The sequence below is a fragment of the Polyangium sp. 6x1 genome, from assembly GCF_029946515.1.
In the GTDB taxonomy this organism is placed as follows: domain Bacteria; phylum Myxococcota_A; class Polyangia; order Polyangiales; family Polyangiaceae; genus Polyangium.
The window spans coordinates 179,535-194,464 of the sequence record NZ_JARZHH010000003.1 but is presented as its reverse complement, the minus strand read 5'-3'; the positions used below and the strand labels follow the sequence as shown (position 1 = coordinate 194,464).

The 14,930-nt window shown below is 68.4% G+C and carries 13 protein-coding genes; 3 read left to right on the top strand and 10 right to left on the bottom strand.

What is annotated here, in order from left to right; genetic code table 11:
* Positions 1-121 precede the first annotated feature (121 nt).
* Both QHF85_RS05840 and QHF85_RS05835 read left to right on the top strand, forming a co-directional pair.
* Positions 122-1,756, top strand: a complete 1,635-nt coding sequence (locus tag QHF85_RS05840) for a lipase maturation factor family protein (RefSeq protein ID WP_281326060.1) — start codon at positions 122-124, stop codon at positions 1,754-1,756.
* Between the two features lie 420 nt (positions 1,757-2,176).
* Entirely contained in the window at positions 2,177-2,644 is a 468-nt protein-coding gene (locus tag QHF85_RS05835) for a hypothetical protein (RefSeq protein WP_281326059.1), read from the top strand.
* A 9-nt stretch (positions 2,645-2,653) separates the two neighbouring features.
* Here the strand turns inward: QHF85_RS05835 and QHF85_RS05830 are convergent, their stop codons facing one another.
* The 8 genes from QHF85_RS05830 to QHF85_RS05795 form a co-directional block, all read right to left on the bottom strand.
* Positions 2,654-6,439, bottom strand: a complete 3,786-nt coding sequence (locus QHF85_RS05830; RefSeq protein WP_281326058.1) for a serine/threonine-protein kinase — start codon at positions 6,437-6,439, stop codon at positions 2,654-2,656.
* A 232-nt stretch (positions 6,440-6,671) separates the two neighbouring features.
* A complete protein-coding gene (locus QHF85_RS05825) occupies positions 6,672-9,071 on the bottom strand; it encodes an NAD(P)-binding protein (protein WP_281326057.1) in 2,400 nt (799 codons plus the stop codon).
* A gap of 17 nt (positions 9,072-9,088) precedes the next feature.
* On the bottom strand, positions 9,089-9,535 hold the full coding sequence (locus tag QHF85_RS05820) for a hypothetical protein (protein ID WP_281326056.1): 447 nt from the start codon (positions 9,533-9,535) through the stop codon (positions 9,089-9,091).
* Positions 9,507-10,523, bottom strand: a complete 1,017-nt coding sequence (locus tag QHF85_RS05815; protein WP_281326055.1) for a hypothetical protein — start codon at positions 10,521-10,523, stop codon at positions 9,507-9,509. The genes QHF85_RS05820 and QHF85_RS05815 overlap by 29 nt, the downstream gene beginning before the upstream one ends.
* A gap of 2 nt (positions 10,524-10,525) precedes the next feature.
* A complete protein-coding gene (locus tag QHF85_RS05810) occupies positions 10,526-10,819 on the bottom strand; it encodes a hypothetical protein (protein WP_281326054.1) in 294 nt (97 codons plus the stop codon).
* Positions 10,788-11,183 (bottom strand): hypothetical protein, encoded by a 396-nt coding sequence (locus QHF85_RS05805; RefSeq protein WP_281326053.1) that lies wholly within the window; start codon positions 11,181-11,183, stop codon positions 10,788-10,790. The genes QHF85_RS05810 and QHF85_RS05805 overlap by 32 nt, the downstream gene beginning before the upstream one ends.
* Positions 11,180-11,896, bottom strand: a complete 717-nt coding sequence (locus tag QHF85_RS05800; RefSeq protein WP_281326052.1) for a hypothetical protein — start codon at positions 11,894-11,896, stop codon at positions 11,180-11,182. The genes QHF85_RS05805 and QHF85_RS05800 overlap by 4 nt, the downstream gene beginning before the upstream one ends.
* A gap of 14 nt (positions 11,897-11,910) precedes the next feature.
* Positions 11,911-12,978 (bottom strand): polyprenyl synthetase family protein, encoded by a 1,068-nt coding sequence (locus tag QHF85_RS05795; protein WP_281326051.1) that lies wholly within the window; start codon positions 12,976-12,978, stop codon positions 11,911-11,913.
* Between the two features lie 192 nt (positions 12,979-13,170).
* Between QHF85_RS05795 and QHF85_RS05790 the strand changes: the two genes are divergently transcribed.
* Positions 13,171-13,977, top strand: a complete 807-nt coding sequence (locus tag QHF85_RS05790) for an arylamine N-acetyltransferase (RefSeq protein ID WP_281326050.1) — start codon at positions 13,171-13,173, stop codon at positions 13,975-13,977.
* Positions 13,978-13,989: 12 nt separating this feature from the next.
* Here QHF85_RS05790 and QHF85_RS05785 read toward each other — a convergent pair whose 3' ends face one another.
* Together QHF85_RS05785 and QHF85_RS05780 are read right to left on the bottom strand one after the other, a co-directional pair.
* A complete protein-coding gene (locus QHF85_RS05785; RefSeq protein WP_281326049.1) occupies positions 13,990-14,274 on the bottom strand; it encodes a hypothetical protein in 285 nt (94 codons plus the stop codon).
* Positions 14,271-14,888 (bottom strand): FMN-binding negative transcriptional regulator, encoded by a 618-nt coding sequence (locus QHF85_RS05780; RefSeq protein WP_281326048.1) that lies wholly within the window; start codon positions 14,886-14,888, stop codon positions 14,271-14,273. Before QHF85_RS05780 ends, QHF85_RS05785 begins: the two co-directional genes overlap by 4 nt.
* Positions 14,889-14,930 lie beyond the last annotated feature (42 nt).

Here is a 14,930-nt window from a genome sequence, read left to right as displayed (position 1 = left end):
CGCGACGGCACGGGCGCGTCCGGCTAGACGCTGAGCTCCCCCGATGTTCGAGGCTCCGCGCACGCGGACGCCCCTCGCGGGATGGAATGGCGGGCCGTAGGTTCCGCTTCGGGGTTTCGGCATGTCGCGAAGGCCCGTGCTCATCCACGAGGGTCTCGGTCGAGCGCCCGCCCTTGCGCCGCTCGGGTGGCTCGCGCGCTTGCCCATCGTCCGTTCGGTCGCTGCATGGGTCCACCGGCGGTTTGCGCGCCGCCGCGGCCTCGCCGCTCTCGGGGACCGATGGCCCTTCGGTCCCTCCGCCTCGCCGCCCCGGAGCCGCGTCGTTCGATGGCTGTTTCTGCGCGCGCTCGGCGTGGTCCATTATCTCGCGTTCACCTCGCTCGGTTCGCAGGTGCTCGGTCTTTATGGCCGCCGTGGCATCCTCCCCATGCGAGACCGGCTCGAGCGCGCCCAATACGTCCTCGGACCGAGGGGCTATCGGGCCATGCCGTCGATCTTCTGGGTCGACGCGTCCGACGCCACGCTCGTTCGAGCCTGCCGCGCAGGCCAGCTCCTCGCGGCGCTGCTCGTCCTCAATGTCGCTCCTCGGCCCGTGCTCTCGCTGCTCTGGGCGCTCTATCTCTCGTTCGTCTCGGCCGGCGGCACCTTCCTCTCGTATCAATGGGACGCGCTCCTCCTCGAGAGCAGCCTGCACGGGCTTCTGGTCGCGCCGCGTGGCCTCCGTCCGGGCTTCGGCCGGGAGGACCCTCCGTGGCAAGTGGTGCTGCTCCTGCGCTGGCACGCCTTCCGGCTCTACTACGAATCGGGCCTCGCGAAGCTCCAGTCCGGCGACACCACGTGGAAGGACCGCACCGCGCTCGGCTACCATTACGAGACGCAGCCGCTCCCGACGCCGATCGGGTGGTACGCGCATCTGCTCCCCCGCCCCGTTCAGCGGCTGTCGACCACGCTCGCGCTCTTTTGCGAGTACGTCCTTCCCTTTCTGGCGTTCGCGCCCCGGCGCCTCCGGCGGCTCGCCTTCTGGCCGCTCTCCGGATTGCAGGCGGGCATCGCGGCCACGGGGAACTATGGATTCTTCAATTTGCTGACGGTCGTGCTCGGGGTATGGCTCCTCGACGACGAGCCGCTGCTCGGAAAAACCCTCTTTCGCGCCACGGGGCCCGCGCGGCCGATGCGGGGCGTCCGGCGCTTCGCGATGGGAGCGGCGGCGAGCCTCCTCTTCGCGCTCTCCCTCGGCGCGCACCTCGACCGGTACGGCCATCGCAACGCACCACGCTTTCTCTCGCGCCTCCTCGACTCGCTCCTGCCGCTGCGCTCGGTCAATGCGTACGGTCTCTTCAGCGTCATGACGGTGCGAAGGCCCGAGATCGTGATCGAGGGGTCCGACGACGGAGGCCGCTGGCTCGAATACGAGTTCCGGTACAAGCCCACGGATCCGCGCCGGCCCCCGCCCTGGGTCGCGCCGCATCAACCACGCCTCGATTGGCAAATGTGGTTCGCCGCGCTCGAGCCGCCGCCACGCTGGTTCGTCGGGTTCTTGGCCCGTCTGCTCGCGGGATCACCCGAGGTGCTGGCGCTGCTCCAGCGCTGTCCGTTCCCGGATCGACCCCCGCGCTACGTGCGCGCCGTCCTTTACGAATACCGGATGACCGACGTCGCGACGCGACGCCGCACGGGCATGTGGTGGGAACGGGAGAGGCTGGGACTCTATTTCCCGCCGATATCGCTCGCGAAAGACGAAGCCGCTGCAGCCTGACCACGCAGGATCGCGACGGGGCTCGATCCGAAGAACCACCTCGCCTCGCGAAGCATCGGAGCTGTCCTCGCGACGACCAGGGCCGCCCGAAGCCCGGCGAGTCCCCCCGCCCATCGCAGGTGCTCGCCGTCCCGCTCGGCGCTCCGTGAGCGAATGCCACGAGGGGACCGGATGCGATGCAGCAAAGGAAAGCCGGCAGCCCGAAAGGTGGAGAAGAAGTGCCAACCGAAGAAATGGGTGATTTTTTGCAGGTGCGCGCGATACGCTCGTCAACGCCTCGCGGGTGACCGCGAGCACCTCGATTCCCTGCGCATACCAAGCCGACGAAGCCAGGCATAGCGCTTGCGACCTCCCTGGTCGGCGATGTCTCGGACGGATCAGCGCATCGTGGCGAGAGCGCCGAAAGGGGGGGACCAGGCAATGAAGCAGAAAAGAATCGGGCGGTACGCGCGTGGCGGCGGAGCGGTTTGTCTCGTTCTGTCTTTCGTGGCGGCAGGATGCGTGCAGGAAATGAGCGGGGAGGACGAGATCGTCGAGACACAGGGAACGGACCTGGAAGAACCGGCGCCGCAGTTCGACAAATTCGAGAGCCCAGCGCAGGCACAGAAGAGGGCGAGCTGCGCGGAGCTCCCGCTGTGCGACGGGGCCCAGTTCCAGCAACGCATGCAGACGAGGATTTTACGAGACAAGAATGCCCAGCCTGCGCTCGGAGCGCAGGCGAACCTCGATATCAAACTTATTCAGGAAGGGCAGGTGGTTCTGCCGAGCCTGGAGATCTCGACGGCAGCCCAAGTCGCGTCCTCGGGGGGGCCCCCTGCCGGGGAGTGCACCCCCAATTACGAGGACTATGACCTCGCATGCTGCGAATGTGGGTTGTCGTCGCCGTAACGAAAAGGCTCACCCCGGGGCGAGCATCGCGATCATGGCCGCCGGGTCACGGATGCCCTCCGCGGCCATCCAGCGCCGGCTCTCCTCGACGAGCGCGAGGCCCTCGGCGCCGCCTCGGAGCGCGCCCAGGCGCGCGCGCGCGGCTTCCCGATAAAGCGCCATTTCCGTCCGAGCAAAGCCCTCCATGGCCGCGGTGAGAGCGCGCGCGGCGCGGTCCCGATCCCCCTCGAGCCGCGCCACAGCGGCCCGGATCAGCGCGGCGAGCGGCGCCGCATGCGGCAGCGCGGCGCGCTCGATGCGGCGGGCCTCGGTAAGGGCCGTGCGGACGAGCCGCGCCGCGCGCGAGCGGGGTTCGTGGACCGGGCCGCGCGCAGCCGCTGCAATGGCAGCGCGCGCCCGGAGGTGGCAGAGCTCGACGCAAATGCACTCGACCCAGAGCAGGTTGGCTCCTCGAACGTGCGGCCACGCAGCCTCGATGTACGCCCATGCGCACTCGGCGTCGCCCATGTAGAGGCATGTCTGCACGACGCTGATCACCCGATGATATTGCTGCGTCGGATTGATCTGCCACTCCTGCTCGACGGACCCCGACCGTAGCGACGCGCCGTACTCCGTGGCGCGATCCGCGGCGAGCCAGGACAAACACGGCTGGCCGAGCCGGCAGCTGTTCATCGCGAAGAGATCGCCCCGCCGCTCCGCGTCGCGCATCGAACGAGCGAGCCGCTCGCCGAGCTCCCGCACCCGGCCGAGCTGCGCGAGCGCGGAGAGCGCGAATGCGTCGAGCATCGCGAGCTCCCAGGCGATGCCCTGGCAACGCTCTCGTAAAAGGGCCGCCGCCTCGTCACAGAAGCGCACCGACTCCGCCCACGACGCGGAAAGCCACGAGCACGCGGCGCGGGACGCGAGCGCCCAGGCGCGGTCGTAGGGGTCACCGGTCTCGCGGGCCAGCTCTTCGGAGAGGCGAAGCAGACGCTCGCTATGGCGGCGGAGCAGCGGCCACCGAAAGCACGCCTCCACCGACGCCTCGTAGCCGAGCGCCCGCGCCACCCGGGAGCGCTCGCCAAGCTGGAGCGCGGCGCTGAGCTGCTTGACGCCGAGCGCGTCGGCGGTCGCGAAATTGATCAGGGACAGGCTCGTCGATACACCCCAAAGGGTATCGAGGCGCGCGAGCGCCTGCGCGGAGACCTGATCGGGGCTGCGCCGCTTGACGTGGACGCCGTGCACGAGGAACCACTGGCGTAAGAAGAGCGCCGACCAGAACGCCCGTCGCGAGCTGTCGGGCATGCGCACACCGACGCGCACGAGGACCGAGCGAAGAAGGCGCATTCCCTCGTCGATGCGCCCGCTGTGCAGGTATTGCTCCGCCGCGCAGCGCTCCAGCGTGAGGATCTGCATGTCGTCGTGCGCCTGTGCCGCGCGCGCGGCCGCTGCGGCCATGAAGGCCTCTGCCGCCTCCCCACCGCGCCCCGCGTTGGTCAGCGTCTCGCCGAGCTTTCGTTGGAGCTTCCAGCGCTCCTCGCCCTGGTTGTCCAGCGTCAGCGCCTCGCGATACAGCGCCGCAGCACGATCGAAGGCGAGCGACGCGGCGGCGCGGTCGGCCGCCAGCAGCGCATAATGGCTGGCCTCGCGCGTGTCGCCGGCGCCGAGGTAATGCTCGACGAGCGCCTCCGGATCGGGCGAGGGCAAGGAGAGGAGTGCCTCGGCCAATCGGCGGTGACAGGTGCGGAGTTCCTCGGCGGGGAGGTCGGCGACGAGCGCCTCGCGAATCCGATCGTGGTACGTCTCGACCGCCAGCTGGCCATTGAGCTCGGTGAATCGCAGGAGCGAGAGCTGGCCGAGGCGGGCGACATCCGGGCGGCCCGTCTCCCCGAGCCCCGACGCTCGCAAGGCGACACCACGATCGATGGGCCCGCCCGCGACCGAGACGATATCGAGCAGGCAGCGCTCGCGCCCGGTGAGATGCTCGACCCTGGCCTGGATGACCCGGGAAAGGCGCAGATCGAGCGCAGCGCCGGGCGCGGCGCGGAGATGACGGGCGAGCTCCCCGATGAAGAAGGGGGAGCCGGCCGACTCTGCCACCATGCGCGCGGCGAACGGTTCGAACGCGGCCCCTTCCGAGGCGAGCAGCATCGACAAAAGCTCACGCGAGCGCGCCTCGTCGAGCGGCGCGAGGACGATCGACCGCGCGGCGCCCTTGGGCAGCTCACGGGCCATGGAGGCGACCGCCTCCAGGATCGGGCTGCGCTCGACATCCTCGCTACGATACGAAAGGATCACGAGCATCGGCGGGGCGTCCTCGGGGCGCAAGAGCTCGCGCAGGAGCAGGGCGCTGTCGGCGTCGCCCCATTGCAGATCATCGATCCAGAACACGAGGAGCCGGAGCAGCGCGAGGTTCGCGGCGAGCTCGCGCATTGCCTCGAAGCCGCGGTGCCGGAGCTCCTGGGGATCCTGAGCGAGCGCCGTGTGCCCGCGCGAGGTGGCGAGCGCCGGGACCCTCCCGAGCACCGGAAAGAGCCGCATCAGCGCGGCCCCGTGCGCCGGTGCAATCACGTCGATGTGGTAGGGATGGAGCCCAACGAGATACCGACTCAGCTCGTCGACGAGCGAATCGAATGCCTTGTAGGGAACGGACTCCTGCGGGTGGCAGCGGCCCCGGAACGCGACCAGGTCGAGCTCGGCTTCGAGGGAGGAGAGGAATCGCTGCACGAGCTCGGTTTTTCCCATTCCCGAGGCGCCCTCCACGCGCACGAGCACGGCTTGTCCGCTCTTCACGTCCTCGAAGGCAGCGTGCAGCGCCGCGAGCTCCTCCGCACGGCCGACGAAAGGGGCCTCCTTTGCCGGGAGGGTGACCTCGGAGGGCTCGCTCGCGCTGCCGAGGGCCTCGAGGATCGTATGGCCTCCGGCGCGACGCGCGGGATCGGGATGGAGCAGGGCCATCACCAGCGCATCGAGCGCGGGAGGCGTAGCGGGCGCGAGCTCCCGCGGCGGCCGCGCGTTCGCGTGCTGTTTGTGCCGGAGCACGTCCGCCACCGAGCCGGTGAAGGGCAGGACCCCGGTGAGCACCTGATAGAGCATCACGCCGACGCTGTACCAATCGGCCGCAGGCGAGAGCCTCCCGCCGCGCATCTGCTCCGGCGCCATGTAGGGAATTGTCCCGACAATCTCTTTGTCAGGCGACCATTGGCTCTGCTTTCGGTAGGGGATGGTCAGACCGAAATCGAGGATGACCACGCGGCCCTCGCGGGTCACCACGACGTTCGAGGGCTTGATGTCGCGGTGAATCTTGCCGCCGGCGTGGAGCGCCGCGAGGCCGTGGACGAGCTGCGGCAGCGCCCGCGCGAGGCGCTCGAGCGCCGCGGGCGTCAGGTCCGCGGAGAGGACTTCCTCCGGGAAGGGGATGTCGCGGTCCTCGAGGAGCACGGGGCGCACCCGGCTCATCGGCTCGGTGACGAGCGGATCGCTTTCCTGGACGCCGCGTACGTGCTCGATGAAATCGACGCCGTCGAGCAGCTCCATCGTGAAGAAACAATCCTCACCCTGGGCGACCAGCTCGTAGAGCTCGACGAGGTTCGGGTGCGTGATGCCGGCGAGCGAGCGGAACTCTTCTTTGAGGTAGTAGAGCAGATTGGAGTCGAGGGATTCCAGCGTCTTCAGGGCGACGTCGCGCCCCATCTCCTCGTCGTGGACGCGGTAGACCGAACCCATCCCCCCTCGCCCGATGAGCTCGATGGGGCGAAAACGAGGGGTCCCTTTGAACGGACGATCCGAGACGCCAGGAGGGGTCCACGCGACCATGGGATGAAGTTTTCTCCGCTTCGCAGCGCCTGCCGGCCCGGCCGGCCGGGTCGGGTGGCACCCATATATCGAGCGCGGGGGGCGCCATCGCAATCGGCACACCCGCGCAGCCGGTCCCGAGCGCCACGACGTCCAGGGAATCTCTTCGACGACGGCGGGCGCGACCACGAGGCCGCGCGGGCCTACGAAGCAAGCAGAACGGCGCTGGGCCGAGGCACGGCTTCGTGCATGCTCATCGCCCTGGGACCCGCGGCGACGGCTCCTCTGCTCGCCCGCCGGATGGGACCCCGATCGAAAGCGCGGACGCCACCCCCTCGGCGCCGACGATGTCCAGGAAATGCGGCAGCCCCCGCTCCACGAGCTTTTCGTCGAGATCCCTCAGGAAGCGAAGATCCTCGAGCTCGCGCTCCTCGGGCGGCCAGATCGCGCAGAGATTGCCGAGACGACCGGTGGGATGGTGATGCTCGGCGTGCGTCAGGATCGCGTTCACCGCGTGCCGCGCCGACTCGTTGGCCGCCTCCATCGTGGTCAGCCGGGTATGGGTCTTCATGTAGGTCCCGGCGAACACGAGGCTATCGAAATAGACCCCATAGTTGCCCACCTCCCCGGGCCGCGACGCCCATTCACCGGGGCGGTTGATGAGGAGCGGCGCGTCGTTGGTGAGGACGCCGCTGCCGTCTTCCTTGAACCGGATTCCGTCGTCCAGGTGATAAAAAAGCGGCTCGGGGGGGGGCCAGAAGAGAAGCTCCGGCTCGCCGTCGCGCGTCGCAGCGCGCCCGTGGCTGCGCTTCTCGAGGCCCTGTACGATCTGCCGCCAGACCTCGCGCGCGATCTCGTCACGCGACGATTCCCACGCGCACTTCCCCGTGTTCCGGCTCTTCTTGTACCAGTTCGCGATGCACACGGAGAGGGTGCCCCGGTATCCGTGGTTCAGGCGAGGTTTTTCCCTCCAGAAGATCGCCTGCGAGATCGACGAGAGCCCCCAGTCCGAGTCCGGGAAGTAGGTGTGGCCGTGGACCCATTGAATGTCCTCCGCAAAATAATATTGGATTCCGCTGAGGTGCTGGAGGGCTCCCTCGGGGTGCGCTTTCTCCACGCCGCCGGTGGAGAGCTCGCGAATCCGGCGGAGCGTATCGTCCCGCGGTCCTCCGTCGGGCCCCACAGGGTGCGCGCGCTCGTGCGCCTCCACGAGCTCCTCGGTGACGAGGCGCTTCACCTCCTGGGCGGGGAGCGCGAGCAGGAAATACCCCATGGCATAAAGCGCGCGTTTTCCGTCGGCGCGGTGTACGTCGAGCCGGATCTCGCCGTCCCGGAGCCGGATGCCCCGGAGCTCTCCGTGGACGAACCTGACGCCCTGTGCTTCGAGGTAATGGCGCCAGTGTGCGAACCAGGCCTCGCTGGAGGGACCGTTCAGGACCCCGTCCAGGTATTTCGTGTCAGCGAGCTGGTCGAGCAGGAGCTGCACCGTGACATTGCCCTGCGTCCGCGCGTCCCCCTCCCGCGCCGACATGGCCACGAGTGCCTGCGGCCAGGCGTCGAGCGACGCCTGGAGCGCGGGGTTCAGGCGGTCGCCGTCCAGGAAATCCCACCACGAGATCTGCTCGTATTCCTTGGCTCGGCGCGCGCTCGACGAGGTGAGGTACTTGAACAGCTTGAGCTCGAATTGCTGCATGTCCTCGAGTGTGAATTGCATGGTCACGAGCAAGGCGTGGAGGTTCCTCCAGATCTCCTCGAACGACCGCATCACGCGGCGCGGGACGAGCGCGGGGGCGCCCTCGCGCTCGGTCATGACGGCCTGGGTGGTCGTCGAGACGAGGTTCTCGTAGACCGTGCGCGTCGTCTCCGTGGGGTAGGTGTCAATCCAGTAGCGCATATCGCGCAAGGCATGGAATCTCTCGAGGGCCGCCCGTGTGCGCGCTGCTCGTACGCGGGAGACCGGCACGTCCTCGAGGATGGGCGTGCGCCGCATCGTGTCGAAGAGGTGCCAGTAAAACGCCGGAAAGAAGCGGAACCCATGTTCCCCCGGCAGAATCGACTCCCGCACGAAGAATCCCACGTAATTCCGTTGGTCGGCCGGTCGTTCTGGTTCGTGCGCATCCCCGAGCCCCCAGGTATCCAGGCGCGACGTCTTGGGCAGCGCGGGATGCGGGCTCATGCTCGGGGGATCCTGCACACCAAACACAGTGACGAGCTGCTCCTTGACGTAATTCGCGCGCGAAAGGGAGAGCGCCTCGTCCGGTACATCCGCGAAACCCTCGATATCGACCTCGCGCAGGGACGGATATCGGTTGAGCTTCTCGGCCACCGCAGCAAGAACCCGCGCGGCCTCCGCGGGATCGACCGGTACCGCCTCCCCCGGCTTGAAATGGATCTCCTCGTCGAGGCGGAGGATCGGCTCCGTGCTCTGCATCCGCTTCTCGGGCTCCTCGAGCCACGCGGGCCAGTTGACGCGCGTCCACTGGGTCCGCGCCATGCCGCCGATTTCGGAGCGCCCGGGGATGGTCGGCTCGCCGCCTTCCTTTTCCCAGACAAACACCTGAAACCCGCGCTCGGAGAGCTCGTGCGCGGCCGTGAGACCGGCGATACCTCCCCCGAAAATGGTCACGATCTTGGGCTCCTTCGGCGCTGCCATTTCCCCCTCCCTCCGTATCAAGCCGCCCCATCCGCCCTCGCCGCCGATTGCCGGAACCGTCGCAGCATGGCCGGAAATGCCCGAGCGCGGACCGCTCCGTGCAGGTAGATCTGGACCGCGTCGTGCAGGGTGCTCACGTCCTCGAAGCGCGCCAGCACCACGAGCCGCTCCTCGAGCAGCGCCTCCAGCAAGGTGCTCCGCGCGTCGACCAGATCCAGGATCGTCCGCCGGTCCGTACGCAGGAGGATATCAGGCGAGCGCGGGGCCTCGACGAGGTGGATATCGTGAATCTCGCAGCGCAGGCCGAGCGCCTCGCCGTCCACCTCGATGCATAACTCGCGGCGCGCGAGCCGCTCGCACAGGCGCGCGAAGATCCAGGGCCCATCGCGCCGCAGCGCCGCGAGCGACTCCGCGAGGAACGCGGCGAACGAGGCCTCAGGCGCTGACGCGCTCGAAGATCGCATGACCCTCCATGAAGACCCGCTCGCCGCGGACCACTCCGTTCAATCGCAAAAAACCACGGATCTCGTTGATGATGGTGATCCCGAGGTCGTGGTCGTTCGGCAGGATGATCTGCGCGACCTCCTCGGCCTCGAAACGAAGGTGGAGCTCGTCGCCCTCGGCGGCCGCGTGGATATCGATGCGCCGCGGCACGTCCGTCGCGGTCTCGGGCGCGAGGAGGGCCATCACCCGGGGCACCTTGAGGACGCGCCGCGGCCGGAGGTATCCCTCCTGCTGGACCACGATATCGCGGCTGGCCAGCACGCGGTGGAGCTTCGCGCCCCTCCAGAGCAGGAGCGCCTGCGTGCGCATCTCGTGGTGGCCGCGATCGGCGAGGCGCGAAAAAACGACGCTCCACGGCGCGCCGGCCGAAGCGGGTAGACCGTAGCCCCATTCCCACGCAAAATCGCCGCCCCAGGCAAACCGGCCCCAGTTGTGATCGTGGTACGCTGGCGCGCCCTCGAAGCGGTGCGTGCGACCGGAGACGACGATCGTCCCCGCGGCGACCAGCCGTGGGACGAGGAGCCAGTGCAGCGATCCGGCGCTGCCGAGCGCGAATTGTCGCTTGGAGAGCGGTAACGTCGTCGGCCGCAGGGAAAGGGACATCGAAATCGGACGCTCCGCAAGCGTCACCGCGATCTCATACCGCTCGCCGGAGAGCTCGAGGCGGTTCTTCCCGAAGGTGGCCCCGAGCCGATCGCGGCGGAACACGACGTCCTCCTCGGCATACGCCTCCACATCGCCGTCCCATTGCTCCTCACGCACGAGCGCCGTCACCTGCGCGCGCGCAGCGCCCTCGGAGCTGCCCGTGACGCTGAAGTTCACGATCGCATCGACGCCCGGGCCATGGACGCAGAAATGCAACCATTCCTTGTGGGCCACGCGGTCCACGCGCGCGGCATACGGAAAACGAAACGCGTCGAGGCGCGCGAGCAAAGAGAAGGGCAGCATGGTCAGCGCAAAAGCCCCCCGAGGGGCGGGCTTTGCCCAGCGCGCTCCCGCTCCGCCGGCAAGGGCACACGCGCGGCCTCGAGGACCGAGAGTGCATGGATCCGGAATGAGATCAGGCCGAGGACGAAATGGAGCACCTCGTCCTCCTCCCCCCCACCTCCCTGCGCGCGCTCGCCACGATGGGCGAGCGCGACGTCGAGCTTCTTGCCTGCGGCAATGATGCCCAAGACGAGATCGAGCACCGGCTCGTGGTCGTCCAGCGCGTCAGCCCTGCGATCGAGGATCCGGCTCGGCATCGTCGCCTCCCAGCGCGAAGAATCTGGAGAGCATGGGCTCCAATGCCTCGACTTGCGTCGCGAGGACCAGCGCGTCGAAGACCGAGAAGGGCGCGGCCGCGTCGCCGTCGCCGAGGCTCATGGCACAGGTATCCCAGAGGATGCGGCCGCGACGTATCAGCTCCGAGCCCGCGAGCTCCGCCCGATAACGCCGCCCCTCCGGCGTCAGGGCAAACCGGCGCCCCTCGGCGACGAACGCGCGAAAGAATGCCTCCGCGGCGAGCGGGTGCGCCATCATGGCGGCCCGCAGCTCGTCGAGGATCGCGGAGAGCTCATCCTCGGGATGGCCGAGGACCACACGCGGCAAATCCTCTCCGTTCGTCATGGCGTCGTCCTGCCCGTTTCGTCCGCGGACGCGGGCGGCTCGGCGGGCGCGGGCATATCGAGCACGTCGATCCAGAGCGGGACGTCGCGCCGAGGGGATTGCGGCGAGGACACCTCGATCATGCCGCGATAATGCTGCCTGGAGGAAAACCGCGCTCGTTCGAGCGTGACCCGCACGTCCACGAGCGCCTCCTGCCCCGGACCGAGGCGCGCCTCCGCCGGGGTGACGCGAATGGATCCCTCGAACGGCTCGCTGCAATCGGAGCTGGTGAGCGCCGAGGCATGCACCGAGATGGCCACCTCGCTCCGGCTTGCGTTTTCCAGGACAAACTGGCCCACGGCCTCCCCGCCGGGGTGGCCGGAGATGCGGAGCGCCCGCAGCGGAGCGCCCGCGCGGGGCGCGCGTGCCTTCTCCAGCCGGCGCATGAAGAGGTCGGCGTGGTCCCGGCCGAACGCGAGCACGCGGTTCATGATGTCGAGGTGCAATCGCATGAGCTCGATCAAAAGATCGCCGTCGGTCCCGCCCTCCCCGACGGGGACGCGCGGCAGCTCGGGGCCGCCACGTTCGTCCGTGATCTCCCTCAGCCGGTGCAGGTTCCCGAGCGCCTCCGCGAGCCCTTCGAGCACCGCGGTCCGCGCGTCCTTGAGGCGCTCGGATTGCTCCCGTCCCGGGTTGGCTCTCTCGGATTCGTCGATCCGCGGTCCCTTGTTCATGTCCCTTCCCTCCCCTATCGATCCCGATCGATCACGTAATCAACGAGGCCGGACAAGAAATCGAGATGCACCGAGGGCCCGAGCCCGCTCTGCGCCGCGGCGAGCGCCGTGACCGCCTCGCCCGCTCTCCGCCGCGCCTCGCCCTGGGCGTGGGCGACGCTGCCGTGGCGGCGGATCAGCGCGAGGAGGAACGCAACATCGTCCTCGCTCTTCAATGCCTCGGACGGCCACGGCGAGGCCCCCGCGTACGGCGGCCTCTTCTTGCGCAGAATGGCCCGTGCGCGTGCGCGCTCCTCTTCGGGCGCCGAGCGCATCGCGTGCATGAGGATGAGCGTGTGCTTGCCCTCCCAGAGATCGCCGCCAATCTCCTTCCCGTAGCGTCCCTCGTCCGCGGTCAGGTTCAGAACGTCGTCCTGAATCTGGAACGCGACGCCGAGCGCCGCGGCGAAGCGGGCCAGCGCATCCAGGCGCGCGGCCTGTCCGCCGGCGATGATCCCGCCGATCTGCACGGGCGCGATGAAGCTGTAATGGCCGGTCTTCTTCTCGACCATGCGTACGTAATCGGCGTCGTCGAGGTCGAAAGCGCCTTCGCGGATCCATTCGAGCTCGATCGCCTGTCCCTCGGCGGACTCCTTGGCCATACGGTGGACGACTTCGAGGATGCGGAGCGCCTTGCCCACCCCGAGCGTCCGGGTGTTGTCGAGCAGCGGCCCGAGCGCGAACGCGAGCATGGCGTCTCCGACGTTCACCGCGATGGGGACGCCATAGACCCCATGCAGCGTGGGCTTGTCGCGCCGCCGCTCGGAGCCGTCCTCGACGTCGTCATGGATGAGGAATGCGTTATGGTAGAGCTCGAGCACCGCCGCGGACGGCAATGCCGCCTCGAGCCGCCCTCCGAGCGCGCGGCAGGTCGCGATGCAGATCGCCGGCCGGAGCGCCTTCGCGCTGCGCATCGGGTATTCGAGCATGCGCTCGTACAGGACGCCGCGGCACGCGGTCTCCCGCGAGATCATGGCCTCGAGCTCGGCCAGGGTGAGCGCGCGGCACTCGTGCAGGTAATCGACGAGATCGGAAGCTCTCACGAAGTTATGGGTGAGAGTGTAACGCCGCGCGCCGCAAGGTCGAGGCGGAGCGGCCGCCACGCTCGAGATTCGTGGACTCTGTACGAGACGAACCGGCCGCGCCCGCCCGCGTCGGATCGTGTCCAGCCGAGACAGGACAACCCCTGCAAGTTGGGCCCACGGCGACGCCGTGACGTAACCTCCCGAGACGAGATGACCATCGACCTCGACGCATACCTTCGACGTGTCGGTTACACGGGTCCGCGGGCGGCGACGCTCGAATCCCTGCGCGAGCTCATCCTCCGTCACACGGAAACCATTCCGTTCGAGAACCTGAACCCGTTCCTCGGCTGGCCGGTGCTGCTCGACCTCCCGGCCTTGGAGGAAAAGCTCGTCAAGGGCCGGCGCGGGGGCTACTGCTTCGAACAAAACCGCCTCTTCCAGGCGGCGCTCGCTGCCCTTGGTTTTCGTACGACCGACCTCGCGGCGCGTGTCCTCTGGAATACCACCGACGACGCGATCACGCCGCGCAGTCACATGCTCTTGCGCATCGACCTGGACGACGAGCCGTACATCGCCGACGTTGGCTTCGGGGGGCAGGTCCTCACCGGTCCCTTGCGCCTCGAGCTAGGCACCGAACAGGCGACCCCTCACGAACCCTTTCGGCTGCTCGAGAAAGAAGGCGATTTTCTAATGCAGTCGAAGATCGGTGATGCCTGGAGGAGCACCTACTGGTTTGACCTCAAACCACAGTATCCGGTCGACTTCGAGGTGTCCAACTACTACCTGTACACGCATCCGCGCTCGCATTTTCGGACCGGATTGATGGTGGCCCGCTCCATCCCCGATCGCCGCTACACGCTTCGAAACCGGCAATTCACCGTCCACCACCTCGGCGGCCCGAGCGAGCGCCGCGTGCTGGAGAGCGGCCGAGACTTGCGAGAGACCCTGGAGCGCGATTTTCTGATCGCCGTGCCCGACGCGCCCGAGCTCGATGCCGCCTTCGAGCGGCTGACGTGATGGGCGCATGGCTCAGCCCATGTGATCCTGGAATCGTATTCGCTCCTCGTCGTGCAGGAGGTCCCGCGTCCGCCGCCCTGCGCCGTCCGCGCGCAGCGCCTCGAGCTCGACCCACGGGGGCTCGTGGAGACTCCCACTCGAAATCTTGCCGTCGGCGCGGCGGGAATCCCTCGGCCACCGGCTTGGAGGCGCCTCCACCGCAGGGCGCATCAGCGGCAGCATCGGATCCCCCTGCAGCAGCCGATGCCGCTGCGGCCCCGCCATCCGCCGAGCGAGCTCGTCATGCCACGACGTCATCGTTGTTCCATCCATTCGAGCATCGCGAGATCGTCGGGCCCCCCGCGCTCCCGGAGAGCGCGGATCACCCGCGCCCTGTCCTCCGGGGACCGATTCTGACTCAATTTGAACTTCGCCTCCAGGCGCTCGATGGGGAGCGTGAGGCCCACGATTGCGTCGAGCAGGTCTTCGCGTACGCCGCTTTCGAGGTCTTCTATGCGCCATGGCTCGCTCGCGCCGCGCTCGTGGAACGAGGAGAGATCGTCGAGCACGGCCGCGAGGCTCGCTCGATCCGTGGGGGCTTCGAGGCGCCCGTGCGCGTGCACGACCATGTAGTTCCAGGTCGGCACCTGCTCGCGCGGGTGTTCGTACCAGCGGGCGGAGACATAGCCATGGGGACCCGAAAAGACGACCGTCGCAGGCCGGCCCGCGAGCTTCCAGATGGGGTTCGCTCGGGCGACGTGGGCGCGCAAGCTGCCATGCGGGCCCGCGTTGCGATCGAGGAGGAAGGGCAGATGTGCGATCTCCAGGGAGCCGTCGCCGTGGGGGACGAGGAGGGCGCCGAACGAATGGGCCTCGATGAAGCCGTGGATCTCGGCAGGGTCGGTCGCTTGAAACGTTTTCGGGAGGTACACGCGGACGCAGCATAGCGGACCGTGCCTCCCGAGGTCGAGGGG

Bases quoted from the DNA above. Each gene is read 5' to 3' on its own strand.
- QHF85_RS05840 (WP_281326060.1), top strand. From the start codon at position 122: ATGTCGCGAAGGCCCGTGCTCATCCACGAGGGTCTCGGTCGAGCGCCC.
- QHF85_RS05835 (WP_281326059.1), top strand. From the start codon at position 2,177: ATGAAGCAGAAAAGAATCGGGCGGTACGCGCGTGGCGGCGGAGCGGTT.
- QHF85_RS05830 (WP_281326058.1), bottom strand. From the start codon at position 6,439: ATGGTCGCGTGGACCCCTCCTGGCGTCTCGGATCGTCCGTTCAAAGGG.
- QHF85_RS05825 (WP_281326057.1), bottom strand. From the start codon at position 9,071: ATGGCAGCGCCGAAGGAGCCCAAGATCGTGACCATTTTCGGGGGAGGT.
- QHF85_RS05820 (WP_281326056.1), bottom strand. From the start codon at position 9,535: ATGCGATCTTCGAGCGCGTCAGCGCCTGAGGCCTCGTTCGCCGCGTTC.
- QHF85_RS05815 (WP_281326055.1), bottom strand. From the start codon at position 10,523: ATGCTGCCCTTCTCTTTGCTCGCGCGCCTCGACGCGTTTCGTTTTCCG.
- QHF85_RS05810 (WP_281326054.1), bottom strand. From the start codon at position 10,819: ATGCCGAGCCGGATCCTCGATCGCAGGGCTGACGCGCTGGACGACCAC.
- QHF85_RS05805 (WP_281326053.1), bottom strand. From the start codon at position 11,183: ATGACGAACGGAGAGGATTTGCCGCGTGTGGTCCTCGGCCATCCCGAG.
- QHF85_RS05800 (WP_281326052.1), bottom strand. From the start codon at position 11,896: ATGAACAAGGGACCGCGGATCGACGAATCCGAGAGAGCCAACCCGGGA.
- QHF85_RS05790 (WP_281326050.1), top strand. From the start codon at position 13,171: ATGACCATCGACCTCGACGCATACCTTCGACGTGTCGGTTACACGGGT.
- QHF85_RS05785 (WP_281326049.1), bottom strand. From the start codon at position 14,274: ATGACGTCGTGGCATGACGAGCTCGCTCGGCGGATGGCGGGGCCGCAG.